The 22,188-nt window shown below is 61.9% G+C and carries 24 protein-coding genes; 13 read left to right on the forward strand and 11 right to left on the reverse strand.

The features are described 5' to 3' along the window. From VW35_RS10865 to proX, 4 genes are all read left to right on the forward strand, one after another. On the forward strand, window positions 1–1,199 hold a 1,199-nt coding region (locus VW35_RS10865; RefSeq protein ID WP_046143099.1), incomplete at its 5' end, for a chloride channel protein. A 393-nt stretch (window positions 1,200–1,592) separates the two neighbouring features. Beyond that, window positions 1,593–2,849, forward strand: coding sequence for a quaternary amine ABC transporter ATP-binding protein (locus VW35_RS10870; RefSeq protein WP_046143100.1), 1,257 nt, complete (start codon window positions 1,593–1,595; stop codon window positions 2,847–2,849). Window positions 2,850–2,890: 41 nt separating this feature from the next. Further along, window positions 2,891–3,823, forward strand: a complete 933-nt coding sequence (locus tag VW35_RS10875; RefSeq protein WP_046143101.1) for an ABC transporter permease — start codon at window positions 2,891–2,893, stop codon at window positions 3,821–3,823. An 87-nt stretch (window positions 3,824–3,910) separates the two neighbouring features. After that, entirely contained in the window at window positions 3,911–4,927 is a 1,017-nt protein-coding gene (gene proX / locus VW35_RS10880; protein ID WP_046143102.1) for a glycine betaine/L-proline ABC transporter substrate-binding protein ProX, read from the forward strand. Between the two features lie 167 nt (window positions 4,928–5,094). Here the strand turns inward: proX and VW35_RS10885 are convergent, their stop codons facing one another. From VW35_RS10885 to VW35_RS22010, 5 genes are all read right to left on the reverse strand, one after another. Beyond that, window positions 5,095–5,340, reverse strand: coding sequence for a helix-turn-helix domain-containing protein (locus tag VW35_RS10885; protein WP_046143103.1), 246 nt, complete (start codon window positions 5,338–5,340; stop codon window positions 5,095–5,097). 3 nt (window positions 5,341–5,343) lie between these two features. Then, window positions 5,344–5,745, reverse strand: coding sequence for a flagellar biosynthesis repressor FlbT (locus VW35_RS10890; RefSeq protein WP_046143104.1), 402 nt, complete (start codon window positions 5,743–5,745; stop codon window positions 5,344–5,346). A gap of 64 nt (window positions 5,746–5,809) precedes the next feature. Then, window positions 5,810–8,149: a flagellin N-terminal helical domain-containing protein gene (locus VW35_RS10895; protein WP_046143105.1), complete on the reverse strand. Its 2,340-nt coding sequence runs from the start codon at window positions 8,147–8,149 to the stop codon at window positions 5,810–5,812. A gap of 200 nt (window positions 8,150–8,349) precedes the next feature. Beyond that, window positions 8,350–8,925, reverse strand: coding sequence for a response regulator transcription factor (locus tag VW35_RS10900; protein ID WP_152662562.1), 576 nt, complete (start codon window positions 8,923–8,925; stop codon window positions 8,350–8,352). Between the two features lie 10 nt (window positions 8,926–8,935). Beyond that, window positions 8,936–9,121 (reverse strand): hypothetical protein, encoded by a 186-nt coding sequence (locus VW35_RS22010; RefSeq protein ID WP_244465895.1) that lies wholly within the window; start codon window positions 9,119–9,121, stop codon window positions 8,936–8,938. Between VW35_RS22010 and VW35_RS10905 the strand changes: the two genes are divergently transcribed. The 5 genes from VW35_RS10905 (at window position 9,054) to VW35_RS20620 (ending at window position 13,168) form a co-directional block, all read left to right on the forward strand. Further along, complete coding sequence (locus VW35_RS10905; RefSeq protein ID WP_244465878.1) at window positions 9,054–10,517, forward strand: sensor histidine kinase; 1,464 nt, start codon at window positions 9,054–9,056, stop codon at window positions 10,515–10,517. The genes VW35_RS22010 and VW35_RS10905 overlap by 68 nt on opposite strands. Window positions 10,518–10,603: 86 nt before the next feature. Next, window positions 10,604–10,861, forward strand: a complete 258-nt coding sequence (locus VW35_RS10910) for a helix-turn-helix domain-containing protein (RefSeq protein WP_046143107.1) — start codon at window positions 10,604–10,606, stop codon at window positions 10,859–10,861. 56 nt (window positions 10,862–10,917) lie between these two features. Continuing rightward, window positions 10,918–11,187, forward strand: coding sequence for a helix-turn-helix domain-containing protein (locus VW35_RS10915; RefSeq protein ID WP_046143108.1), 270 nt, complete (start codon window positions 10,918–10,920; stop codon window positions 11,185–11,187). A 285-nt stretch (window positions 11,188–11,472) separates the two neighbouring features. Continuing rightward, window positions 11,473–11,982 (forward strand): hypothetical protein, encoded by a 510-nt coding sequence (locus VW35_RS10920; protein WP_046143109.1) that lies wholly within the window; start codon window positions 11,473–11,475, stop codon window positions 11,980–11,982. Window positions 11,983–12,070: 88 nt separating this feature from the next. Continuing rightward, window positions 12,071–13,168 (forward strand): FecR domain-containing protein, encoded by a 1,098-nt coding sequence (locus tag VW35_RS20620; protein ID WP_052951661.1) that lies wholly within the window; start codon window positions 12,071–12,073, stop codon window positions 13,166–13,168. Between the two features lie 149 nt (window positions 13,169–13,317). Here VW35_RS20620 and VW35_RS10930 read toward each other — a convergent pair whose 3' ends face one another. The 3 genes from VW35_RS10930 to VW35_RS10940 form a co-directional block, all read right to left on the reverse strand. Further along, entirely contained in the window at window positions 13,318–14,385 is a 1,068-nt protein-coding gene (locus VW35_RS10930) for a glycoside hydrolase family 43 protein (protein WP_046143110.1), read from the reverse strand. A 101-nt stretch (window positions 14,386–14,486) separates the two neighbouring features. Next, window positions 14,487–15,527 carry a FecCD family ABC transporter permease gene (locus VW35_RS10935; protein WP_052951663.1) on the reverse strand — a complete coding sequence of 347 codons (1,041 nt, stop codon included), beginning with the start codon at window positions 15,525–15,527 and terminating at the stop codon, window positions 14,487–14,489. Next, window positions 15,524–16,540: a FecCD family ABC transporter permease gene (locus tag VW35_RS10940; protein ID WP_200896889.1), complete on the reverse strand. Its 1,017-nt coding sequence runs from the start codon at window positions 16,538–16,540 to the stop codon at window positions 15,524–15,526. Before VW35_RS10940 ends, VW35_RS10935 begins: the two co-directional genes overlap by 4 nt. Before the next feature lie 99 nt (window positions 16,541–16,639). Here VW35_RS10940 and VW35_RS10945 point away from each other — a divergent pair, with 99 nt between their 5' ends. The 4 genes from VW35_RS10945 to VW35_RS10960 all read left to right on the forward strand — a co-directional run bounded on the left by VW35_RS10945 (window position 16,640) and on the right by VW35_RS10960 (window position 19,435). Next, the gene (locus VW35_RS10945; protein WP_046143111.1) at window positions 16,640–17,626 is read left to right on the forward strand and encodes an ABC transporter substrate-binding protein; all 987 of its coding nucleotides are present in this window, start codon (window positions 16,640–16,642) and stop codon (window positions 17,624–17,626) included. 145 nt (window positions 17,627–17,771) lie between these two features. Then, the gene (locus VW35_RS22280; RefSeq protein ID WP_152662563.1) at window positions 17,772–18,155 is read left to right on the forward strand and encodes a hypothetical protein; all 384 of its coding nucleotides are present in this window, start codon (window positions 17,772–17,774) and stop codon (window positions 18,153–18,155) included. Window positions 18,156–18,222: 67 nt separating this feature from the next. After that, window positions 18,223–18,867 (forward strand): DUF1345 domain-containing protein, encoded by a 645-nt coding sequence (locus VW35_RS10955; protein WP_046143113.1) that lies wholly within the window; start codon window positions 18,223–18,225, stop codon window positions 18,865–18,867. A gap of 61 nt (window positions 18,868–18,928) precedes the next feature. After that, window positions 18,929–19,435, forward strand: a complete 507-nt coding sequence (locus VW35_RS10960; protein WP_046143114.1) for a hypothetical protein — start codon at window positions 18,929–18,931, stop codon at window positions 19,433–19,435. A gap of 2 nt (window positions 19,436–19,437) precedes the next feature. Here VW35_RS10960 and VW35_RS10965 read toward each other — a convergent pair whose 3' ends face one another. From VW35_RS10965 to VW35_RS10975, 3 genes are read right to left on the reverse strand one after another with little or no spacing between them, the layout of a single operon-like run. Continuing rightward, window positions 19,438–20,304, reverse strand: a complete 867-nt coding sequence (locus VW35_RS10965; RefSeq protein ID WP_046143115.1) for an ABC transporter ATP-binding protein — start codon at window positions 20,302–20,304, stop codon at window positions 19,438–19,440. Continuing rightward, window positions 20,301–21,326 carry an ABC transporter ATP-binding protein gene (locus tag VW35_RS10970; protein ID WP_046143116.1) on the reverse strand — a complete coding sequence of 342 codons (1,026 nt, stop codon included), beginning with the start codon at window positions 21,324–21,326 and terminating at the stop codon, window positions 20,301–20,303. The genes VW35_RS10965 and VW35_RS10970 overlap by 4 nt, the downstream gene beginning before the upstream one ends. Before the next feature lie 3 nt (window positions 21,327–21,329). Further along, entirely contained in the window at window positions 21,330–22,187 is an 858-nt protein-coding gene (locus VW35_RS10975) for an ABC transporter permease (RefSeq protein WP_046143117.1), read from the reverse strand. Window position 22,188 lies beyond the last annotated feature (1 nt).

Genomic DNA, 22,188 nt, shown 5'->3' on the forward strand with positions numbered 1-22,188 from the left:
CCTTTTACGCGTTCGAGTTGATTATCGGTACCTACACTATCGCGACGCTCGCGCCGGTCGTCGCCGCCTCCATCGCTGCCGTGCTGGTTGCTGGGGTTTTTGGGCATGGGGAGCCTATCGTTTCCATTTCTCATGCCGCCTCGATCGGCGTGCCACAGGTCGCCCTCATCGTACTGTGCGGCCTTCTGAGCGGCGGCCTCGGCATTGTGCTCATGCGGCTTGTCGGATTGGTCGAGCAGGTGTTTTCAAACCTGCGCATCCCGTCTTGGCTGCGTCCGATCGTTGGCGGGCTCATGATCGGCGGCCTCGCTCTCGTCAGTCCTGCGGTCCTGTCGGCCGGACATGGCGCGGTGGAGGACGCTTTCGCAAATCCACCGCTGCCGCTTGCCGTTGCCGCGGCCGTCATCGTCTTGAAAATCTGTGCTTCCGCCATTTCTCTTGGCTCCGGATTCCGGGGCGGACTGTTTTTCGCGTCCCTCTTCCTCGGAGCGCTTCTTGGGCAGATCTTCTACTGGCTGGCCCTTTGGATCGACCCCGCACTGTTTCCGGATCCGAGCGTGCCCATGCTGGTCGGCATGGCCGGCCTTGCCGCCGCCATTGTCGGCGGTCCGCTCACCATGGCCTTCCTTGCTCTCGAAACGTCCGGCAGCCTGCCCTTGACCTCGGCCGTGCTTGTGGCAGCGGTGGCATCGTCCATGCTGGTGCGGGAAACATTCGGCTATTCCTTCACCACCTGGCGCTTCCACTTGCGGGGCGAAACCATCCGTAGCGCCCATGATGTCGGATGGATGCGCAACCTCACGGTCGGCAAGATGATGCGCCGCGACGTCAAATCCGTTTCCGACCAGCTCGGCATCAAGGAATTTCGGCGGCTTTACCCCCTGGGCGCGGCAACGCGCGTCATCGCCCTCGATGCCGATCGTCGCTATGCGGGCATGATCGATGTCGCGGAAGCCTATGGCGAAGGCGTCGACGAGACCGCCTTGGTGTCGAGCCTGCTCCGCCAAAAGGATGCCATGCTGCATCCTGCGCTCAACGCCAGGGACGCCGAGCTATTGTTCGAGAAACATAATGCGGATGCCCTGGTCGTCGTGTCTGACCTCGCCGGCCGGGATGTCATCGGCACACTGACCGAAGCACACCTGCTCCGACGCTATTCCCAAGAGCTCGAAAAGAACCGCGCCGACCTGACCCGGTAACGGGAAGATGTCACCAGCGTTGCCAGGATGGGCTTGGGCAGCGGACGGTCCCAACGTGACAAGTCCTCTGCTCGAAGGTCTGCCAAAACTCGACCTCGCATGCTCGCCGCCAAGGCTCTGGGCGCCAGTATTTGCTTGATCATTTCCAGATGAACTGCAGCTCGCCGGCGCCAGGCAAAATCACGCTTGAATCCTCAGAAATTCACATTTTGTCCTTTTTGCGGTTGAAATGTCATTCCTGCTGCCATATCGTTATATCAACATCGAAATCGCTCAGGAAGGTTCATCAAAATCCACATGGATTGGGGTGGGTATTCCTTTTTATTCATTTAACGCCCGACAATATTAGAGAGCGTTATTCTTTATTCATGCGAAAAGCATTTATGAGGTGGCATGGCCGTCAAGTTAAAGGTTCAGAACGTCTTCAAGATTTTTGGGAATAGGCCCGACGAGGCCCTGCGCCTTCTTCAGAGTGGGCACAGCAAGGAAAACATCCTCAAGACCACCGGCCAGACGGTCGGGGTGCAGGACGCCTCGTTCGATGTCGAGGAAGGTGAGATTTTTGTCGTGATGGGCTTGTCCGGGTCCGGCAAGTCGACGCTGGTGCGGATGCTCAATGGACTGATCCGTCCGACCAGCGGGCAAATCCTGATCGACGCGGACGATGTCGCCTCCTGCGGTTCCGGCAAGCTCCGTGATATCCGCAGGCAAAAAATCGCGATGGTTTTTCAGCATTTTGCCCTGTTCCCCCATCGTACTATCCTCGAAAACGCGGCTTACGGCCTCAAGATCAAGGGCGTACCCGCCGAACAACGACATGCGCGGGCACGAAAGGCTCTTGAACAGGTCGGTCTCTCGTCGTGGGCAGACAGCAAGCCGTCTGATCTCTCCGGCGGCATGCAGCAGCGCGTTGGCCTTGCGCGTGGCCTTGCCACCGATCCGCAGATCCTGCTCATGGACGAGCCTTTTGGTGCGCTCGACCCATTGATCCGGCGCGAAATGCAGGATGAGTTGCTGGCGCTCCAGAAGACGCTGAAGAAAACCATCATCTTCATCACGCACGATCTTAACGAAGCGCTGCTGCTGGGCAACAAGATCGCCATCATGAAGGATGGTCGCATCGTCCAGATCGGCACGGCGCAGGATATCGTGTCGAGCCCGGCCGACGATTACGTCGCCGCCTTCGTCGCCGATATCGACCGTGGCCGCGTCTTCACAGCCGAGACCGTGGCGCGCGAAGCGGCCACCGTGCAGCTCGGCTCGGACACGGCGGGCGACGCCATGCGGACCATGGAAGAAGAGAACCGCAATGCCGTCTTCGTCATGGACGGCGACGACATCGCCGGCGTCGTCACCTATCAGCAGGCCGCCGCCGCCGACCGCGACAGCGGGCCGGTCGACGTGCCGCTCGCCGATGTGCTGATCACCGAATTCTCGACCACCAATGCCGATACGCAACTGGCCGATCTTTATGGTCCTGCCAGTTCCGGCCTGCCCATCGCCGTGACCGACGCTGGCAACCGGCTGGTCGGGGTGGTCGAACCCGAGGCGGTCTTCGCCCAGCTTTCGGCCGAGCCGGTCGTCAGCGAGGATGGTTCGACGCCGCTATCCACCGACAAGACGCAGCCGTCCCCCGCCGCCACGCCCTGAGCGCGACCCGGTTCGCCCAATTTCGATAAAGGAGACGTGCGATGAGCCCGTCCGATATTCTCGTCATTCCCTTTGACGACTGGATCAATGCGCTCGTGCGCGGCTGGCTGGTGCCCAATTTCCGGCCCTTCTTCCGCGCGGTGCAGGTTCCCATCACCCAGGTGCTGAACGGCCTCGATGCCTTCTTCGCCTTCGTGCCCATGCTGGTCGTCACGGCCGTGCTGGCGCTCCTGGCGCTCAAATATGCCGGCCGCGGCATTGCCATCTTTACGCTGATCGGCCTTGCCTTCATCGACATGATCGGGCTCTGGCCCGAAACCATGACGACGCTCGCCATGATCATCACCGCCGTGGTGTTCTGCGCCGTCATCGGCATTCCGCTCGGTATTTTGGCGGCGCGCAACGACACCACCTGGAAGGTGCTGCGTCCAACGCTCGACGTGATGCAGACCATTCCGAGCTTTGTTTATCTCGTGCCCATCGTCATGCTGTTCGGCGTTGGCATGGCCCCGGGCATTATCGCCACCATCATCTTCGCGCTGCCGCCCATCGTGCGCCTCACCAATCTCGGTATCCGCAATGTGCGCGGCGACCTCATCGAGGCGGCCGAAGCCTTTGGCTCGACACCCTTGCAGATGCTGTTCGAGGTGCAGTTGCCGCTCGCCATGCGCACCATCATGGCGGGTCTTAACCAGACCCTGATGCTGGCGCTCTCCATGGTCGTCATCGCCGCGCTGATCGGCGCGGGTGGTCTCGGCCTCGTCGTCAATACCGGCCTCGGGCGCCTCGATGTCGGCGGCGCAACGGCGGGCGGCATCGGCATCGTCATCCTCGCCATTATCCTTGATCGCATCACCCAGGGGCTGGGCGAACAGGGCAAGGTCGAGACCGTGTCGCTGCGCAAAACCCTTGTTTCCATGTTCCGTCCTGGTGCCAGCACGGCGCCGGCGGCGACCGGGAAGGCAGCGTCCTGACGCTGCATCGCCGGGGAGCTTCCTCCCCACATTCTTCCGCCACCCGGCGGACCTTTGAACACCAAAGCAAAGGAGACAAAAGCAGCAATGTTCCGTCTCAACACCGTGCCGAAAACCCTTCTCGCCCTCACTTTGGCCACAGGCCTTGTGAGCCCCGCCATCGCCCAGGAACAGCCGGGCGAGGGCAAGACCATCAACATGGCCCAGGCCACCTGGGATACCGGCTGGTTCCACGCCCAAATCTTCAAGCAGCTCTTCGAGGAGCTCGGCTACAGCGTCGAGGGCCCGACGACGCTCGACAACCCGCCCTTCTACCAGGCGGTCTCGCAGGGCGACATGGACCTCTGGGTCAATGGCTGGTTCCCCCTGCACAATACCTACAAGCCCGTGTTCGAAGGTAGCGCCGAGATCGTCGGCGCCGTGGCCAAGGGCGGTGCGCTCGAGGGTTATCTCGTCAACAAGTCCGCCATCGAGGAGTTTGGCATCAAGTCGCTTGAAGATTTCAAGCGCGACGACGTCAAGGCAGCCTTCGACCGCAATGGCGACGGCAAGGCCGACATGGTCGCCTGCCCGCCGGGCTGGGGCTGCGAGATCAACATCGAACACCACATGGACGCCTATGGGCTGCGCGACCACGTCAACACCATCAAGGCCGGCTATGCCGCCTCGATGGCTGACGCTGTCGCCGCTTACCAGGGGGGCGAAAACATCCTCTTTTACACCTGGACCCCGAACTGGACCGTCAACGAACTGGTGCCGGGCGAAGATGTCGAGTGGATCGAGGTGCCCGAGGTCGACCTGCCCGACATGAGCCTTGCCGATGCGGCGACGCTCGATGGCGTTGCGGGCTGCGTCAACGATCCGTGCATGCTGGGCTTCCCGGCCAATGACATTGTTCCCGTGGTCAATTCGGCCTTCCTTGCGGACAATCCCGCCGCGCGCACGCTGTTGCAGTCGGTCGAAATCCCTCTCTCCGATATTTTCGCGCAGAACGCGGCAATGAATGCGGGCGACGATGACATCGAGGCCCAGGCAGCAGCCTGGATCGCGGACAATCGTGAAAAAGTCGACGGCTGGCTCGAAGCGGCGCGTTCCGCCTCCTGATCGCACATGTTTCGACGGCCGGGCGCGACCCGGCCGTCTCACAACGAGCGGGGCTATGGCAGCCGGGTTAGATATGAGCCGCTAGGCCCTCTCGGGAATTGGGCAGCGACCAGCGGAGCGCGTTCGCGAGTTTTTGGGCGCGGGGCCGATTTCCGTCGAGGCGCCGCTCAGGCGAAAAGTTGCGCCGGGCTGACCAGCAAAGCCTCGGCCAGACGGTCGATATCGTCGAGCAGGAAATCCTCGGCACCCGCCTCGATCGCCTCGATACGGGCCAGCGGCCAGCCGGTGCGCAGCGCCAGGATGGCAAGGGACATGTGCCGCTCGCCGCGCAAGCGTTGAACATTGCGCGCAATGCGCAAGGCGGTATTCGAAGCGGCGTCGCCATTGGCCGTGTTGCGGGCAGGGAGCGTCATGCCTCAACCCACCAGCTTGAGCTTGGCCCGGGTTTCGGTCAGCTCGGGATTGGACAGAACTTTGAGGAGCTTGATCGCCTTGTAGGTCGAACCGCTGATCAGCAGTCCATTGACCTCGGCCACCAGACCCGCATGCTGCGGCGCTTCGGCGAGGAGCGCCTGGGCAGCTTCGAAGTAATTGATGTGGTGACCCGGAATATCGCCGGTCAGATACATCTGCTGGACCGCATAGCGCAGGCGCAGGGCGGGCGTCTTGGCCTCCGCCTCGGCAATATGGTCGTCGGAGCGTAAAATGGGCGCATGACCGCCCACCAGGACATTGACGATCGCATCGCACTGCACGCTGACTTCGGCGGTTCCGATAAAGAACGTCTCGCCGGGCTTGACTGTGAGTTTGAGCGCCATCGTCTTTCCTTCTGGGTAAGGCCGGGGGCGACACCGCCGCCCCCGAAATGCTTGCTTTTTGCGATTAACGCAGGAGCTGCAGAACAGCCTGGTCCTGCTGGCTGGCCATCGACAGAGCAGAAGACGACAGCTGCTGACGGGTCTGAAGAGCCAGAAGGTTCGCAGCTTCTTCGTTGGTGTCGGCCAAGGTCAGGTTCGACGCGCCGGTTTCGAGCGTGTTGATCATGTTCTTGGTGAACGACTGACGGTTTTCGACCGACGACAGGTTTGACCCGAAGGTCGAAGCCTGCGAGCGGAGTTCAGTCAGAGCCGAGGACAGCGTCGAAAGCAGCTGATCGATGCCTTCATCGGTGTCCAGGTCTTCAGCCATCAGGCTGGAGATGCTCATGTTGGCAGCGTTGATGCCGCGAACATTGCCGTTGGCATCCTTGGCCTGGATGTCGATAGCGGACGAGCCGCTTTCGTTGAAGGTGATCTTCAGCTTGTCGCCACGGAGCAGGTTGATCCCGTTGAAGGACGAGTCATCAGCGAGCTTGTCGAGCTGGTCGCGCAGTTCATTGAACTGCTTGGACAGGTTGGCACGGACCGTGTTGCCGGTGATCGTGTGCGAGGTCGGGGAACCTGCACCGATGCCGTCCTTGTCGAACGAGACCTTCAGTTCCTGCGTCGACAGGTTTTCGATACGCAGCTTGCCGTTGTCATTGGAAGCGCGGAGCTTGCCTTCGAACGAGCGATTGATCTCTTCAACGAACTTATCGACCGTGTTGGTGGCATTGTAGCCCGAGACGGCAGCCTTGCCGGTTGCAACAGTGTCTGTACCGAAGAAAGTGCTGTTCTCGCCGGAGATTGCCAAGGTCTTGGCTTCGGCGTCGGTTGCCTCAAGGCTAAGACGACCTGCACTATCGAAAGACGCGGTTACGCCAGTGATGCCAGCAGCCTTGAGCTGATCGTTAATGCTCTTGGTGCGCTGCTCCTGTGTACCGGCAACGACATTGAGGTCGGCAGACACGTCCCCATATGTAACCTTGAACTTGTCCGAAGCCGCATCCTTGGTTTCGGTGTAGACGCCAGCGGTGCCCTGAGTAACGGTCTTGTTCTTGATACCGGCGATGCCATCCTTGGGGGCAGCGTCGTTTGAGGAACCAACCTTGCTGTTTGCCGATAGATCGATGTTGACGGCAGGGCGAGCACCCTTGGTCGTTGACTCGATTTTGAGGTCGGTACCAGTGGCAGTGGCGGAGTAACCAGTCCAACCAGCCGCTGTCAACGCAGCCTCGACCCGAGCCTTGACGTCAGCATCGGTGAGACCAGCTGTACTGAGATCAACCTGAGCATCCGAATAGCCCGCACCAGCGGCCTTGACGGTGAAGCCGTTGTTAGCAGCACCCTTCGTGATGGTCATATCATTGATAGCGGCCGTCTCTTCAGTCAGGCCCGTGATTTGCGGTTCCGAACCAGCGCCAGTTGTCCAGCCGGTGGACGTCAGCGTGATCTTCTTGGTCGTGGAATCGGAGACGACTGTATAACCGCCGTCTTTTGCCTTGGCTTGCAGGTTGGTGACGAAGCTCTCGAAATCTGTGCCTGCATCGACCTGCTCGCCGCCAACCGTGACCGTGCCAGGACCATGGCTATCGTAGACAAACGAGACGGAGCCCTGAGTCGCCATGGTGACACCGCCAGCAAACTCAACGGCTGGAGACGCCTTGCTCGCATCTGTCGAAGAGATAGAGAGCTTACCGCCGGCGAAGGAAGTCGCGTACTTGCCAGTTCCGAATTTGCCGTTGAGCGCAGTCTGTACCGCATCACGATAGGTAGTGCCGTCGGTAGGAGTACCGTTGGTGATAGTGCCGAGATCGATACCGTCGACCTTGAGCGCCTTGCCATCGAGCGAAGCGTCATAGTTGACAATCGTCTGGGCGCCGACGGTCTCGCCTGCTGCGAGTGTCGGATTGTTATAGATAGCCTGAGTGGTCAGCTTTGCCTTTACGCCACCGGTCGCTTCCTGCAGCTTGATTTCGGTTTCGGTGCCAAACTGCCCGCCATTGACCTTGATGGTCGAAGCGTCAGTCACATCGTAGGTACCGGTCTGAAACGACTTGTCCTGGCGAGCCTGACGCAGGGTCGACTGCATAGATTCGACGTTCTTGGTGATCGCGGTGATGCCGTTCGAGGCGGCTTCGATGACCTTGATGCCCGAGGCCATCGAGTCGAGCAGATTGCTCATGTCGGCAGCACGGCTGTTGAGCGCCGATGCCGTGAAGAAGTTCGACGGATTGTCGAGGGCAGAATTCACCTTGTTACCGGTAGCAAGGCGCGACTGCGTCTTGTCCATCATCGAGGCGGTATTCTGGAGGCTCAGAAGGTTCGAGCGAACGGCCTTCGAGAGAGAAACATCGGAACCCATGTGTGGTGCTTTCCTTCTGGAAAAATGAGCCGCTTCATGCAGCCCTTTACAAATCAGAGGATTGTACGCATCACATTAAAAGCGCGTTAATGATGCAAATAGACCTACAATTAAGCAAGCAAATTTTTGGGCCATCAACCAAGGGTCACCTTCGCGCGTTGGGGAGAGCACGAAGGCAAACAACAGAAAAATCGGAAAAATCAGGCGCCGCGGTAGCGCAGCGCGAACTGGGTGCGGTTGGCGGTACCGAACTTGCGCAGAAGACTTTTGACATGCACCTTCACGGTGCCGACCTGGACCGACAAATGCGCGGCAATCTCTTTGTCCGTGAGGCCGCGCGCCAGCAATTCTGCGACCTGCTGCTCGCGCAGGGTCAGCACAGTCGAGTGCTGGCGCAACAGTAGATCTACCGGCACGAAGCGCTCCCCGGAGAGCAGGATCCGTAGCGCATTGCTGAGTGCCTCGGCCGCCATGCTCTTTGAGAGCCAGCCCTGCGCACCGCGATTGAGCGCCTCGGCCGCGAGGAGCGGATCATCGAGGCCGGAAAGAAACGCGACCGGAAGGCCAGGCCGCCTGGCGGCGATGGCGTCGAGCGCTTCGAGGCCGCTGACACCGGGCATCGCAAAGTCGACCAGCGCCAAGTCTACCACCGCGTCGGTAGAGAGATGGTTCAGCGCGCTCGTCAGCGACGAAAAAACCTGCGCTTCAATGCCGGTGCTGGCGGATTCCAGCATGAATTTCACGGCATCGGCGAAGAGAAGATGATCGTCGACCAAAATCAAATTTTTATGCACGAGCCGACCAAATAGCAAACCGCAGCATCGCCGATAAAATAGTAGGGGAAATTGCGGTCGCCATTCTTCTTGCGGCGATATGGCTTATTGCGTTTCGCATCGGCGATATATTGACGGTTTTTAAGACATATTCAAGTGTCTGGTTTTTACCGGCCGGCGTCACTTTGGCTATGATCATGGCCGTTCCCGGCTGGCTGCGCCTCGTGCCGCTTCTGGCCAATCTTTCTCTTGCCCTCCCATCGGTGCGCCAGACGCTTGGGGTCGATGTCGTTTTCGACTTTGAACCCATCATCCATGGCATCCGCCTCTACGCCGTTTATGGCGGGGCCGGGCTTTTCCTCCGGCATGTCGCCCGGGTTTCGGTGCCTTTCCGCAGCTGGGCGGACGTTCAGTGGTTCATTGCCATTGCTGTTGTCGCTGCCAGCGTTGCAACGGCCAGCGGCCTCGCCCTGCATCAGCTCGCCGGAAACATGACGGGCGGCCAGGCGCTGATGCTTGCCGATGCCTGGTGGCTGGGCGACGCGCTTGGTGCCGTCATGGTGCCGCCGATGCTCATTCCGGCCCTGATGGCCCTGACGAGGCAACACATGGAGCGCTGGCGTTGGCCGCGTCCCAAGGTCTTTGTGCTGCAAGCCGCTATTATCGGGCTTGCGGCGCTGCTCGGCGCCCTAGGGCCGAGCATTGGTGCCAATCTCTGGTATCTGGTCATCCCGCCCGCGCTTATCCTTGCCCTGCGCGGCGGTTTCGAGGAGGCAGCCGGTGCCGTGTTGATCACCGGTATCGTTACGCCAGCCGTGGCCATGCTTTTTGGCGATCCCAACACGGTCGGCGCGCTGTCTGCACCGCTGCTGATCATGGCCATCGCCGCGCTTCTCGTCGGCGCCGCCACCACCGAGCGCCAGGAAGCCGCCCAGCGGCTCGAGGCGCTTGTCGCCCAGCGTACCGCCGAGCTCGAAAAGGCCTATGAACTGCAGCGCCATCTCGTGCGCTCCATCGGCCACGACATTCGCCAGCCGCTCGAAGCGATCAATCTGACCGTTGCCGGTTTGGGCAAAACGCCGGACGCTGCCGTGCTTGAGGGTGCGCTCGATCGTGTCCGGCAATTGGGCACCCTTGCCTCCGATCTCCTTTCCCGCATTCTCACATATGCTCGTCTCGATACCGGAGATGTCCAACCGGAGATGGCGCCCGTAGCCCTCGGCGGCATCCTGCAGAGGCTCCATGCCCTCTATCAGCCGCAGGCACAGCGGCGCGGCCTCGCGCTCGATTGGCCGGAGACCGATCTCGTCATCGAATCAGATGGCGACTTGCTGTTTCAGGTGCTCTCGAACTACCTCGACAATGCCATCCGCCTGACACCCGAAGGCGGCTCCGTCTCGATCCTGATCGAGGCGGGCGATGAGAAGATCGAGATCATCGTCACCGACCAATTCGCCGCCGGATCCGACCATGATTCAAGCCGTGGGGGCCTTGGGCTCAGGATCGTCGCTGGTGCCGCAAGCCTCCTCGGCGCCACCATTATCGACCTGCCGAACCGGAAAGGTATCGGTTTTCCCTTACACCGAAAGAGGTAGTTAAGACTATCTTAATACCCCCGTCATCCCTCTCGTGATGCCGCTAAAGTCCTATCATCAGGAAAGATTTTGATTCGGACGTGGGCATGAAGCAGTTATCGGCAGCCGCTTTGTTGGGGCAGAACGTCCAGCGGCTTCGCCAGGCGCAGGGTCTTGATGCTGCCCTGTTCGCCAAAGGCCTCGGCTGGTCCGAAGCAAGTCTCCGTGCGCTCGAGGAAGGTAGGCTCGACGTCGATCTCGACACCATCGACCTCCTGTCCGCTGCCTTGAATATTGCCCCGCACGACCTCTTCGAGACGGCCGAGAACGCTGCCGGCCGCCTGGCTTTGAAGCGCAGCGGCTGATTGCATCGCAACGTCTGATTGTATAATTTCCGCCCGACGAAAGAGTCGGAGCCTTCATGGACAGTCGCGAACTTGTTGCCTGGAACATGCGCCGGTTGCGCGTGGGCCAGACGCTTTCGCAGGAGCGTCTGGCCGAGCTCGCCGAGGTCGACCGTACCTATGTCAGCCGGCTCGAGCGGATGATGGAAAACCCCTCCATCGGTATTCTCGACAAGATCGCCACCGCCCTCGGCGTCTCCATCGCCGAACTCTTCGCTCCCCCGAGCGCTGAAGAGCCAAAACCCAAGCCCCTTAAGGCCGGCCGGCGCCCGAAAGTCGTCGAATAGCTTTTTTGTTTTTCGCCTTTTGACGACCGGGCCCTTTGCGCAGCTTGACCCTGGTCGGGGCGATCGGGCGTATGAAGCAAGGTTCGGAAGCCATAGGCCACTTCGGACCACGCAATCGAGAGTAGCCCAGCAAAATGCCCAGGTGCGAGATAAAGCCGCAACGAGGACTGGCTTTGCATACGGCATAAGCCGATGTCGCCGCATTTTGCGAGGCGCAGGGCGTCCGGCGTTAAGCTGGCCGTAACCATAAAAGCGGAAGTTGTCTGCGTCATAAGGGTTTTTACGATGCTGCGCTTTGCCGTTTCTCTTGCGTGCCTGACGCTTTCCTCCGTCGGCGCAGCCTTTGCCGGCCCCATGCCGGCACTCCCCGATCTGCCGCCCCTGCCGAGCGATTACGCGCCACAGGGACAAGGCGGCTTTTATGCCGGTATTCTGACCGGCTATGTCCATGGCGCAGAGGACGGACTGGGTCTATCCGCCGTCATCGGCAACACTTATCCGGCCGCAGATCTGCTGTTCGGTCTCGAAGCGCAGGTCCTTGCCGCAACCAGTGGTGATCTGGCGCTGGAGGGGCTGTTCCGGGGCGGGTATGCACTGACCGACACGCTCAGCGTCTTTGCCGTGGCTGGCGCGGGTTACAGCATCAAGACCGGCACGTTTCTCTCGGTCGGCGCAAGCCTTGACGCAGATGTCGGCGGCGGATGGTTGTTCCGCGCCGACTATCGCTATAGCCACGATCTCGATGGCGGTCCCGCGGGGCATAAGGCGATGGCTGGATTGCTGCACACTTTTTGATCAATTGTGATGCCCGGTTAAGGCTTTCGTAGGCAGGCGTTCGCCACTGTCCCCAATGCGTTGAACATGACGCCTTTGGGAGCTTACCGTGCAAAAAATTGTCGCTGCGATCGCCGTCTCGGTGGCTGCCCTGCTCTCGGTGTCTACCGCAGTGGCGGATGAGTGGACGGCAGTCCGCCTGCGCGGCGGCGTCTTTGCGCTTGAGAACGGGGCCTGGACGCAGATCGTCAAAGGCAGCGTCGTGTCCGATGATCGCGTCATCAAGAGTGCGCCTGGTGCGCGCGCCACCTTCGTGCGCGGCGCCGAGACGATCGAAATCGGCCCCGATACGACAGCGCAGATTTCCGACCAGTCCGGTTTCACCACCGTCTATAATCATGAAGGCACGGTGGGGATCGATGCCGAAGCGCGCAATGTCCAGCATTTTGCGGTGCAGACGCCGTTTCTCGTTGCCGTCGTCAAAGGCACGGCGTTTACGGTACAATCGTCTGCCGTCGCGTCCACAGTGACGGTGGCGCGGGGCACGGTCGAGGTCGAAGACGAACAAACCAATGCCCAGGTCAGCGTCGAGGCGGGCCAGCAGGTATCGAGTTCGGAAGAGGCGCCCATTTCTGCGGCGAGCGTCGTGCCGGCTCCTGCCGATGCCCCGGCGCCGCCGGCTCCGGCCGCGCAGCCGCGCGTCACACCCGCCCCGACCACCAGTGTCGGCACTGGAAATTCGAATTCCAATGCGGCCGCCGGGAATGGCTCAAACAGCAACAGTACCACGGCCAATAATGGCAATGGCGGTAATCGTCCTGGCAATAACGGCAACGGCCCTGGCAATAACGGCAACGGCCCGGGCAATGGCGGGAACGGTCCCGGCGGCAAGGGGAACGGGCCTGGCGAAAAAGGCCCCGGCAGCAATGGCAACGGACCTGGCAGCAATGGCAATGGCCCCGGCGGAAATGGCAGTGGCCCCGGCGGCGGTGGACCAGGCGGGAACAACGACGACAAGGGCGGCGGAGCCGGGCATGAGGACAAGGGCGGCGGATCGGGCCACGAGGACAAGGGGCCGGGTGACAAGGGCTCTGGTGGTGGTCACGACGACAAGGGCGGCGGATCGGGCCACGAGGACAAAGGATCCGATGACAAGGGACCCGGTGGCGATCACGACGACAAGGGCGGCGGGCCGGGCAAAAAGTGAGCCAATGCTCAAAGGGCTAGGCCGAAGAGGAGCACGGGGGGCCTGAGCAAGTTTCCCGCCTTATTCTTTATGCCGCTTGCCGCAAGTTTCAAGCCTGGCAGCAGTTCAGCCAGGCATCTGCAGCCTGACATCGTGTCATCGCCAGCAATTTAATCGGAAAAGCGAAGGCTCCAGCCGGTATCGCCGTCCCCGCCGGAGCCATAGCGGACGTCAGGCATCCATTCATACGTGCCGACATACCACATGCGCGCCGCCCAGAAGTTGGACGGCTCCAAGTCCGCAGGAACGCCGTGATATAAGAATGGCGCGGTTCTTTCCGCGCTCGCCTCTTCTGGCGCGCCATCCGGCAAAATGAAGCTATGGTGCCCTACGCCCTTCGCTTTCTTTGCCAGCGTTCCACCTTCGGCAAGCGTCGCTTCATTCGCGCCAAAAAGACATCCGTCCGATTTGCTCCAGGCACTGGCATCCATCGGATCGCCATCTTCCCTGAGCCGCAGGTCGGCGAGGCAATAATTGGCGCCCCACGAACCATTGGCCGAATAGACGATATGAAGCCGTCCGTCCGGATCGCGGATGGGTTGCGGGCCTTCATTGATCGATGGGGTTTCGCCCGCGACGTTTTCCCATGCCCGGTCGGGCGAGGAGATCCGCACCCGCTCGCCCTGCGGCTGGCCCGCGGCATCGAGGCGGGTGATGAAGATGTCCTGGCGAATATCGGTGTCGCCCTGCCATCCCGACCAGACGAAATAGTCGGCCCCATCGTAGGCAAAGGGCAATCCATCGATGGCCCATTTGTCCTCGGGCAGCGCGATCTCCTTCGCTGGCCCGTAATCGGCATCGGGTTTTTTGGAGGCGATTTCATACATGCGGTGGTCGCTGCCCACGCCGGCGGCGAAATAGACGCGATACTCGCCGTCGCGGAAGACGATTTCGGGCGCCCAGACTTCTCCCAGGCGCTCCCGATCGAACCAGATCCGCACCCCGCGCACCGACCAAAGCGCGTCAAGGCTCGGCGCCACGCGCACGATCAGCGCCTGGCCCCGCCGGGATTCGACGGAAACAAAGCCATCCTCGGTGCTGATGATGCTGGGGTCCGCGCCGGGCACGCCTGTGTCGCCCAGAGTTGGAGCCGCAGCGGGCTCCTCGGCTTGGGCGCCACTCAGTGCGGCGCTGGCTGAGAGCAGGATGAGCGTCAAAAGCCTCGATAGCGATTGCATGCGGACCTCCCACGGATTGATCGATCAGGGGCGCTTGACCGCACCTCGTCTGCCCCCCGAGTGTCGAGGGTCAGGAGAGGAAGTCAATCCGCTTTCGGCGCTCACCGGCGCTGCCAGTCTCGCGCCAGGAGATAGAGCAGATAAGCGCCGCCAAGGGCGCCGGTCAGGAGGCCGACCGGAATCTGGAAAGGCGCGAGCATGCGCTGCGCCAGCAGATCGGCGCCAAGAAGCAAGCTCGCGCCCAGCGCTGCGGAGGGCAGGAGCGAGACGCCACCGGTGCGGGCAAGCCGTTGCGCCAGTTGCGGCGCCGCAAGGGCGATGAAACCGATCGGCCCGCCGACGGAAATGGCGACGGCAGCGAGCATTATCGAAACAACGATCAGCTGCGCCTTGGCGCGATGAAGCGAAAGACCGAGCGAAGCTGCCAGTTCGTCGCCCAGTTCCAATAGGCCAAGGCGGCGCGAAAGGGCAAGGGCGATCGGCACCAGCAAGGCCGTCCAGAAAACGAGCGGCAGGACCTGCGGCCAGCTCACGCCATTGAGGCTGCCATGCATCCAGATGCGCGCGGCCTGGGCCGATTCGAGTTCGGCCCGGGTGATGAGATAGGCATTGAGCGCGGCGAGCATGGCGCCGACGGCAATGCCGACAAGGATCAACCTTTGCCCATGGATGCCGCGACGCAGGGCGAGGAGATAAACGAGGAGCGCCGTGCCAAAGCCCCCGATCATGGCGCCGATCGACAGGCTCGCGGTGACGGCGAACCCCTCGACGAGCAGCAATACCAGTACGCCCGTGGCTGCGCCGGTCGTGAACCCGACGACGTCGGGGCTGGCAAGGGGATTGCGCGCCATGCCCTGAAAGATGGCGCCGGAAAGCCCCAGGGTGGCGCCGACGAGCAGGCAGGCGAGAATGCGCGGCAGGCGCAGTTCGAGGACGACGAGATTGGCGAGATCATCGCTCTGCCGCCCGGTCAGCGCATCGAGCACGCCGCGGGGCGACAGCGTGAATTCGCCGGTGAGCAGCGTGGCGATGATGAGCGCGATCGTGACGGCAAAGGCGATGGCGACCACCCAGAGGGAGCGCCGGTGATAGGGCAGGGAAATCCTGTCCATCGGGCGCCAGACGCGACGGATATCGTTCATGCCCGCCCCGGCCGATCGGCGCGGAGCACCAGCAAAAGGAGCACTGGTGCGCCCAAAAAGGCGGTGACGATACCCACCTCGAGCTCCCCCGGCGGAGCGATGATACGTCCGACGATGTCGCTGCCAAGGACGATCACGGGGCCGGCCAGGACGCTATAGGGCAGGACCCATCGCCAATCGGGCCCGACGATCAGCCGCACCGCATGCGGCACCATCAGCCCGATAAAGCCCACGGGCCCGGCGGCCGCAGTCGAACCGCCGCAGAGAAGCGTCATGGCGATCATGCTCAGCGCCCGAACCTGCCCGATGCGCAGCCCCAGGGCCCGCCCCATATCGTCGCCGAGCGCCATTGCATTGAGCCGGCCACCGAGCGCAACGGCCAAGACCGCGCCGATGGCAATGATCGGCAGGACCTGGAAGGCAACCTCGGGCGTCCGGTTCTGCAGCGAGCCGACGACCCAGAAGCGATAGGAATCGAAGGTCTGGGCATTGTAGAGCGTGATGATTCCGGTCGCCGCGCCAAGGCAGGCGGAAATAGCGGCGCCGGCAAGGATCAACCGCACCTGCTGCACGGATGAGCCGAACTGGCCGCTGAGCCGATAGACCAGCGCCGCCGTCCCGGCACATCCGGCCATGGCAAACCAGACATAGGCCGAAAAATCGGTGATGCCGAAAAAGGCAATGGCCATGACGACGAGGAAGGCCGCGCCGGCATTGATGCCGAGGAGGCCTGGGGCGGCGAGAGGGTTGCGCGTCAGCGCCTGCATCAAAGCGCCGCTCAGCCCAAGGCCAATCCCGACCAGAATGCCGAGCAGTGTTCGGGGCAGGCGCAATTGCCAGACGATGATTGCGTCGCGCCCGCCATCGGGCAGTGTCAGGGCGCGCCAGACCGCATCGGGCCCAATGGGCCGGGCGCCGACGCCGATGCTCGCGAGCACCAGAATTATCAGCAGTACCGAGAGCCCAGCAAGGCCCAGGGTCCGCCGCAACCGCAGCGTGCGCGCTGGCATCATGGGAGTGGCAGGAAGAAACAAGGGCCAATGAGAATAAGTTGACTATGAAACTCTCCTTATCATAACAGTGTCGGGCTTGCTACATTTGGGCGCTCGATCATGCGGTTTTCTTTGCGCGGCCTTGCCGCGGTTTCCATTGGGTTTCTGGCGCTGTGCCTGCCGGGCTTGGCGCAGGAGGCAAGTTATACGGCGCCGCGCGCCCTTGTTGGCCATGGCAGCGATCAGCCAGACGGCGTCTTCCCGCGCACCATCAAGCATGTGCTTGGCGAAACGACGCTCACAAGCGAACCCAAGCGCGTGGCGATCCTTTCGACCGGCCAGTTCGATAGCGCCCTGGCGGTCGGCGTCGTGCCCATCGCCACGACCCGCGGCACCGGCCAGGCCGGGCTCGTCGATCCTTATCTGGTTGCGGCCTATCCCGCGCTTGCGGACCAGTTCGAGACGGTGATCGATCTCGGGCTGCGGCTCGAGATCGACCTCGAGGCCCTTGCAGAAGCGCGGCCGGACCTGATCCTCGTCAACGCTGCCGGAGATGCTCCGGAAGAACGCGCGCAATATGAGATGCTCTCCAAAATCGCGCCGACCGTTGCCACCAACGCGACGGGCGTCAACTGGAAGGTCATTTACCTCCTGGCCGCCGATGCGCTCGGGCGGCGCGAGGCGGCAGAGGCTTTTCTCGACCAGTACCATGCCGATGCAGACGCCTTTGCCGCAAGGCTCGGCGACCCTGTTCCTACGGTCTCCTTCCTGCAGTCGACCGGCGATCGCACCCGCATTTTCGGCGTCTCGTCCTTTGCCGGCAGCATTGCCGAGGACATGGGCCTCGTCCGCCCCGAAAGCCAGGATTTTTCGAAAACCTCGGAAGACATCAGCACCGAACTGCTCGATCGGGCAGATGCCGACTGGATCTTTTATGCCGGCCGCGGCGATGGCCTGAACGTCATCACCCAAGCGCCGCTCTGGCCAACCCTGTCTGCCGTAGCATCCGGCCAGGCTGTCGAAGTCGATTTCGATCCCTTCTTCTTCAATGCAGGCCCGACTGCCGCCCGCATCGTCCTTGAAAAGATCGCCGAGACGATCAGGTAAATCGGCCCATCAGGCCACCGGTTATCGCGGCGGAGCGGTGCGCCATGCAGCGACGCCGAATTGCCTTCGTTGGCGCGCGACAAGGCGGGGTGCTTGTGCCACATTGCGCGGCTGGTTCGGCACCGGCTGGAGCATGTCAGCGCGCATGGAGACATTTGATTGGACCATCATGCTGCTCTTTGGAGCAGCCTTGCTGTCGAGTCTCGCGGGGCGGCTGTCCTTGCGCTATCCATCGCTCCTCGCGCTTGGTGGAGCGGCGATTGCCTTCCTGCCGTTTCACCCCGAATGGACGCTCGATCCACGCCTCGCGCTGACGCTCTTCGTCGCGCCGGTCAATGACGAGGTCGTTTGGGCGCGATCGGAAGCCTATGGCATCGGTCTCCAAGAGATCGCCGGCGTCCGGACGCCCGAGGCGGACGCGGTCCGCCAGCATCATGCCGCTCGCACCGATCCCGGCCCGGGGGGACAATGGCGCAGGGGGAGGGGAAGCGGTCGCGTTGCGCAAAAAAGTGCTCGAAGCCAAACTTGATTGGGCCGAGCTCGAGGCCGAAAGTGCCCGGGGCTGAAGCCAGGCCGGAAAGAAGGAGCATGCCGCCATGGCCCTGATGGATCAGCTTCGCGCCCATGTCGCGCCGCCGCGGTTCATCGCCTTTGCGGTGGCGCTGATCCTTGTCACGCTCCTGTCGGGCCTTGGCGGCCTCTCGCCCTCCGAAGCGCTGCTCGTGGGTTTCGATGGCGCCTGCATCGTCTTCTTTGTCAGCCTTGTGCGCATCACCGGACATGGCGCCGAAGACATGCGCCGCAGCGCCGCGGCAAATGACACCAACCGGGCGGGGCTCCTCGCCATCACGCTCGTGATCGTGCTCGTCATCCTCGTCGCCATCGGCACGCTTGTGGGAGATACGAAAAGTCCGGCCGGCGAAATTCCGCTGGTGCTGGTGACCCTGGCGCTCTCCTGGCTCTTTGCCAATGTCGTTTTCGGGCTCCACTATGCCCACCTCTATTATGGGCAGGACGACGGACAGGATCGCGGCGGGCTCGACTTTCCCAAGCGCCCGACGCCCGACTATTGGGACTTCTTCTATTTCAGCTTCACGCTCGGCATGACATTCCAGACCTCCGACGTCAGCATCGAGAACAGCCGCTTCCGCCGCGTCGTCCTCGTCCACACCATGGCCGCCTTCGCCTTCAATATCGGCATCCTCGCCTATGCCATCAACATTCTCGGCGGCCAGAGCTAACCGACTTTTTCTTGCCAAGTCCGGCACTTAAAAGCGCTCGCGTCACATCGTTCGAGGATCATTGAAACTGCAGAAAATTCTTTTCGCGATCGCCCTCATCCTCGCCGGCATCGGCACTCCTGCGGCAGAGGAAACATCCTGGCCCGCCGAAAAATGCCGCGGCTTTGCCGAAGCCTGGGGCAGGGCGCTCGAAACCTATGGCTCGGACAACATCAATTACAATTTTCTCGCCCAGAACGAGAATTTCATCGCCAATGGTTGCACCGCGCAAGTCGGCATCTGTCCGCAGTCGGACCAGGAGCTGGAGATCGCCAACGCCATCACCTTCGAGATGATGAATTTTGGCGCCGCCAGCACCTTCCTGCCTTATCGCTGCGAAACCTCGTCCCGAACGGTCAAGGTCAGCGAGGCGTCGCCGCAATCGGTCGAAGCCCAGCTCTGCCGCTCCCAGCTCGAGCTCCTCCTGCGCGGCGGCAAGCTGACGGAGGACGAAGCGGCGGTGTTTGAAGCGCAATGCACCTGCCTCGAGCGCGGCGATCGCGAAGACCGGGCCGCCTGCGCGCAATAGCGCTATCCCGGCTGCCGCGCTTCGGCCGCCTTGGCCGAGGCCATCCGCTGTGCGATGATCCGGCGCGCCGCGACCGGGTCGGGCGGCAAAACTGCCTCGCGCAGGGCCCGCGAATAGGCGTGCTGGGGGTGTCCCAGCACCGTCTTGGCGTCCCCCGCCTCAACCACATCGCCGCGATGCATGATGATCACCCGGTCCGAGATATAGTAGGCCGTCGAGAGGTCATGGGTGATGTAGATGATCGAGACGCCCAGGGTGTCGCGCAGGTCGCGGAAGAGATTGACGATCGACATGCGCAGCGACGCATCGACCATCGATACCGGTTCGTCGGCGACGATGAGTTTCGGCTCGGGGATCAGCGCCCGTGCCACGGCGATGCGCTGCAATTGCCCGCCCGAAAGTTCGTGCGAATAGCGGCCCCGCACTTCGGCCAAGGAAAGCCCGACATGGTTGAGCGCCCTGTCCGTTGCCGCCTCGATGTTTGCCTGATCCTTCAGCCCCAGAAACCGCTTTGCCGTAGCGAAAAGGAAATAGTCGAGCGTCGTCAGCGGGTTGAAGGCTTCGAACGGGTTTTGGAAAATGGGCTGCACCCGCGCCATGAATTTTAGCCGCTCCGCGCGGCTGCGGATGGCGGCGACATCTTCGCCCATGAAGCGCAAGTGCCCGCTGGTCGGCGTTTCGTTGCCCAAAATCATGCGCGCCGTCGTCGTCTTGCCGCTGCCCGACTCCCCGACAATGGTAAAGATTTCCGGCTTTTCGACCTCCAGGGAAAAGCTGACGTCCTTGACGGCATGAAGCGTCGAGCGGTCGAGAAAGCCGCGGATGCGATAGTCCTTGTTGATATGGTCGAGTTCGAGAAGCGTGGTCATGCCGCCTCCACCTCCCCGGCGCGCCAGCAGGCGACGCGTCCCGTCTGGCGCGGCACCAGCGGCGGATTTTCCCTTGTGCATTTGTCGATCGCAAGCGGACAGCGCGGATGGAACCGGCATCCACTCGGCGGGTCCGCAAGGTTCGGCGGTTTTCCCGGCAGCGCGATGCGTTTCTTGGTGTCCCCGATCCGCGGCAAGCTGGCGATTAGATGCGCCGTATAGGGGTGTTGCGGCCGCTCGAACACATCGATGGTCGGCCCCTCTTCGACGAGCCGCCCGGCATAGACGATACCGATCCGGTCGGCGATCGCGGCGTGCACGGTCATGTCATGGGTCACAAAGATGATCGAAGAGCCGAGGCGCTGCTGCACCTCCTTGATCAGCGCCAGGACGTCCTGCTGCACGAGGACGTCGAGCGCCGTCGTCGGCTCGTCGGCAATAATGAATTCGGGTTCGCACACGGTGGCGAGCCCGATCGTCAGGCGCTGCCGCATGCCGCCCGAAAGCTGGTGCGGATAGGCTTCCAATACGCGCGGATCGAGCCCGATGCGCTGGAGATGGCTTTCCACCCTTGCCCGAAAATCCTGCTCCGAAAGCCCCATGTGCTTGAAGGCAAAGTCGTGAAAGGCGTGCTTGACCTTACGCACGGGGTTGAGGACGTTCATCGAGCCCTGCATCACGTAGGACAGATGCTTCCAGCGCGCCGCCTTCATCGCCGGGCGCTCGGCATAAACATCGAGTTCCTTGCCCCCGAAGTCGAATTTCACCGAACCTTCGACAACGCGCAGCGGCGGCGTAATCGCCCCGGCTATGGTCTTGATCAGCGAGGATTTTCCGGACGAGGACTCCCCGGCGATCCCGTAGATTTCGTTACGCTTGATGGTCAGGGAAATATCATCGACGGCCCGCACTTCGCGGCGCACGCCGAAATAGTTCATCTGATAATAGGCCTTGAGGCCTTCCACCCGCAGCACCGGTTTCGCCTCGACGCTGGCCGGCTTGGTTTCAACAACTGCAAGCATGGTTCACGCTCCCATCCGGCTGAGGCGACTGCGGGGGTCGATATATTCGTTGACCGAAATGGCGAGGAGAAAGAGCCCCAGGAAAAGCAGCACCACCGCGATGATCGGAAAGGCGATCCACCACCAGATGCCGGCAATGATCGCCTGGTGCTGGTTGGCCCAATAGATCATGCCGCCGATGGTCGGCCGGTTGACGTCGGAAAAGCCGAGCACCGACAGCGTCACTTCGATGCCGATGGCCCAGATCAGATTGTTCATCGCCGTAAAGAAAATGACCGGCATCACATAGGGCAGGTGCTGGCGGACGAGAATCTGCGGCACGCTCATGCCGGCAAAAACGGCGTGGCGGGTGAATTCGCGGTTCCGCAGGCTCAGCGTCACCGAGCGGATGAGGCGCGCATCGTAGTTCCAGCCGAGCAGCGCCGCCGTTGCCGCCAGCACCGGCCAGCTCATCGAGTCGCGCATCACGAAATAAACGAGCAAGAGGATGGGAATATTGGGCAGCGCGATCATCGTATCGTTGATCGTCATCAGGAACTGATCCCATCGCCCTCCGAGATAGCCCGAAACCATGCCGACGATGACGGCGAGCAGCCGGCTGATGACCGTTACGGTCAGCCCGAAAAGCATGGTGTTCCAGATGGCCGAGCTCATCTGCCAGAGCACGTCTTGCCCGCGCGAGGTGGTGCCGAACCAATATTGCGCCGAAGGCGGCATGTCGGGCGGCAGGAGATAGATGGCGCTATCCGGCATCGGCGCCCAGAAATGCGCCAGCGCAAAAAGGAAAATGCCGACGGTCAGGACGAAGCCGATGGCGAATTCGCGATTGTAGACGAGAAGGTCGCGGAGAACTTTCAACATG

Source organism: Devosia soli (genome assembly GCF_000970455.1).
In the GTDB taxonomy this organism is placed as follows: Bacteria; Pseudomonadota; Alphaproteobacteria; order Rhizobiales; family Devosiaceae; genus Devosia; species Devosia soli.

Bases quoted from the DNA above. Each gene is read 5' to 3' on its own strand.
- VW35_RS10870 (WP_046143100.1), top strand. From the start codon at position 1,593: ATGGCCGTCAAGTTAAAGGTTCAGAACGTCTTCAAGATTTTTGGGAAT.
- VW35_RS10875 (WP_046143101.1), top strand. From the start codon at position 2,891: ATGAGCCCGTCCGATATTCTCGTCATTCCCTTTGACGACTGGATCAAT.
- proX (WP_046143102.1), top strand. From the start codon at position 3,911: ATGTTCCGTCTCAACACCGTGCCGAAAACCCTTCTCGCCCTCACTTTG.
- VW35_RS10885 (WP_046143103.1), bottom strand. From the start codon at position 5,340: ATGACGCTCCCTGCCCGCAACACGGCCAATGGCGACGCCGCTTCGAAT.
- VW35_RS10890 (WP_046143104.1), bottom strand. From the start codon at position 5,745: ATGGCGCTCAAACTCACAGTCAAGCCCGGCGAGACGTTCTTTATCGGA.
- VW35_RS10895 (WP_046143105.1), bottom strand. From the start codon at position 8,149: ATGGGTTCCGATGTTTCTCTCTCGAAGGCCGTTCGCTCGAACCTTCTG.
- VW35_RS22010 (WP_244465895.1), bottom strand. From the start codon at position 9,121: ATGATCATAGCCAAAGTGACGCCGGCCGGTAAAAACCAGACACTTGAA.
- VW35_RS10910 (WP_046143107.1), top strand. From the start codon at position 10,604: ATGAAGCAGTTATCGGCAGCCGCTTTGTTGGGGCAGAACGTCCAGCGG.
- VW35_RS10915 (WP_046143108.1), top strand. From the start codon at position 10,918: ATGGACAGTCGCGAACTTGTTGCCTGGAACATGCGCCGGTTGCGCGTG.
- VW35_RS10920 (WP_046143109.1), top strand. From the start codon at position 11,473: ATGCTGCGCTTTGCCGTTTCTCTTGCGTGCCTGACGCTTTCCTCCGTC.
- VW35_RS10930 (WP_046143110.1), bottom strand. From the start codon at position 14,385: ATGCAATCGCTATCGAGGCTTTTGACGCTCATCCTGCTCTCAGCCAGC.
- VW35_RS10935 (WP_052951663.1), bottom strand. From the start codon at position 15,527: ATGAACGATATCCGTCGCGTCTGGCGCCCGATGGACAGGATTTCCCTG.
- VW35_RS10940 (WP_200896889.1), bottom strand. From the start codon at position 16,540: ATGATGCCAGCGCGCACGCTGCGGTTGCGGCGGACCCTGGGCCTTGCT.
- VW35_RS10945 (WP_046143111.1), top strand. From the start codon at position 16,640: ATGCGGTTTTCTTTGCGCGGCCTTGCCGCGGTTTCCATTGGGTTTCTG.
- VW35_RS22280 (WP_152662563.1), top strand. From the start codon at position 17,772: ATGGAGACATTTGATTGGACCATCATGCTGCTCTTTGGAGCAGCCTTG.
- VW35_RS10955 (WP_046143113.1), top strand. From the start codon at position 18,223: ATGGCCCTGATGGATCAGCTTCGCGCCCATGTCGCGCCGCCGCGGTTC.
- VW35_RS10965 (WP_046143115.1), bottom strand. From the start codon at position 20,304: ATGACCACGCTTCTCGAACTCGACCATATCAACAAGGACTATCGCATC.
- VW35_RS10970 (WP_046143116.1), bottom strand. From the start codon at position 21,326: ATGCTTGCAGTTGTTGAAACCAAGCCGGCCAGCGTCGAGGCGAAACCG.
- VW35_RS10975 (WP_046143117.1), bottom strand. From the start codon at position 22,187: ATGTTGAAAGTTCTCCGCGACCTTCTCGTCTACAATCGCGAATTCGCC.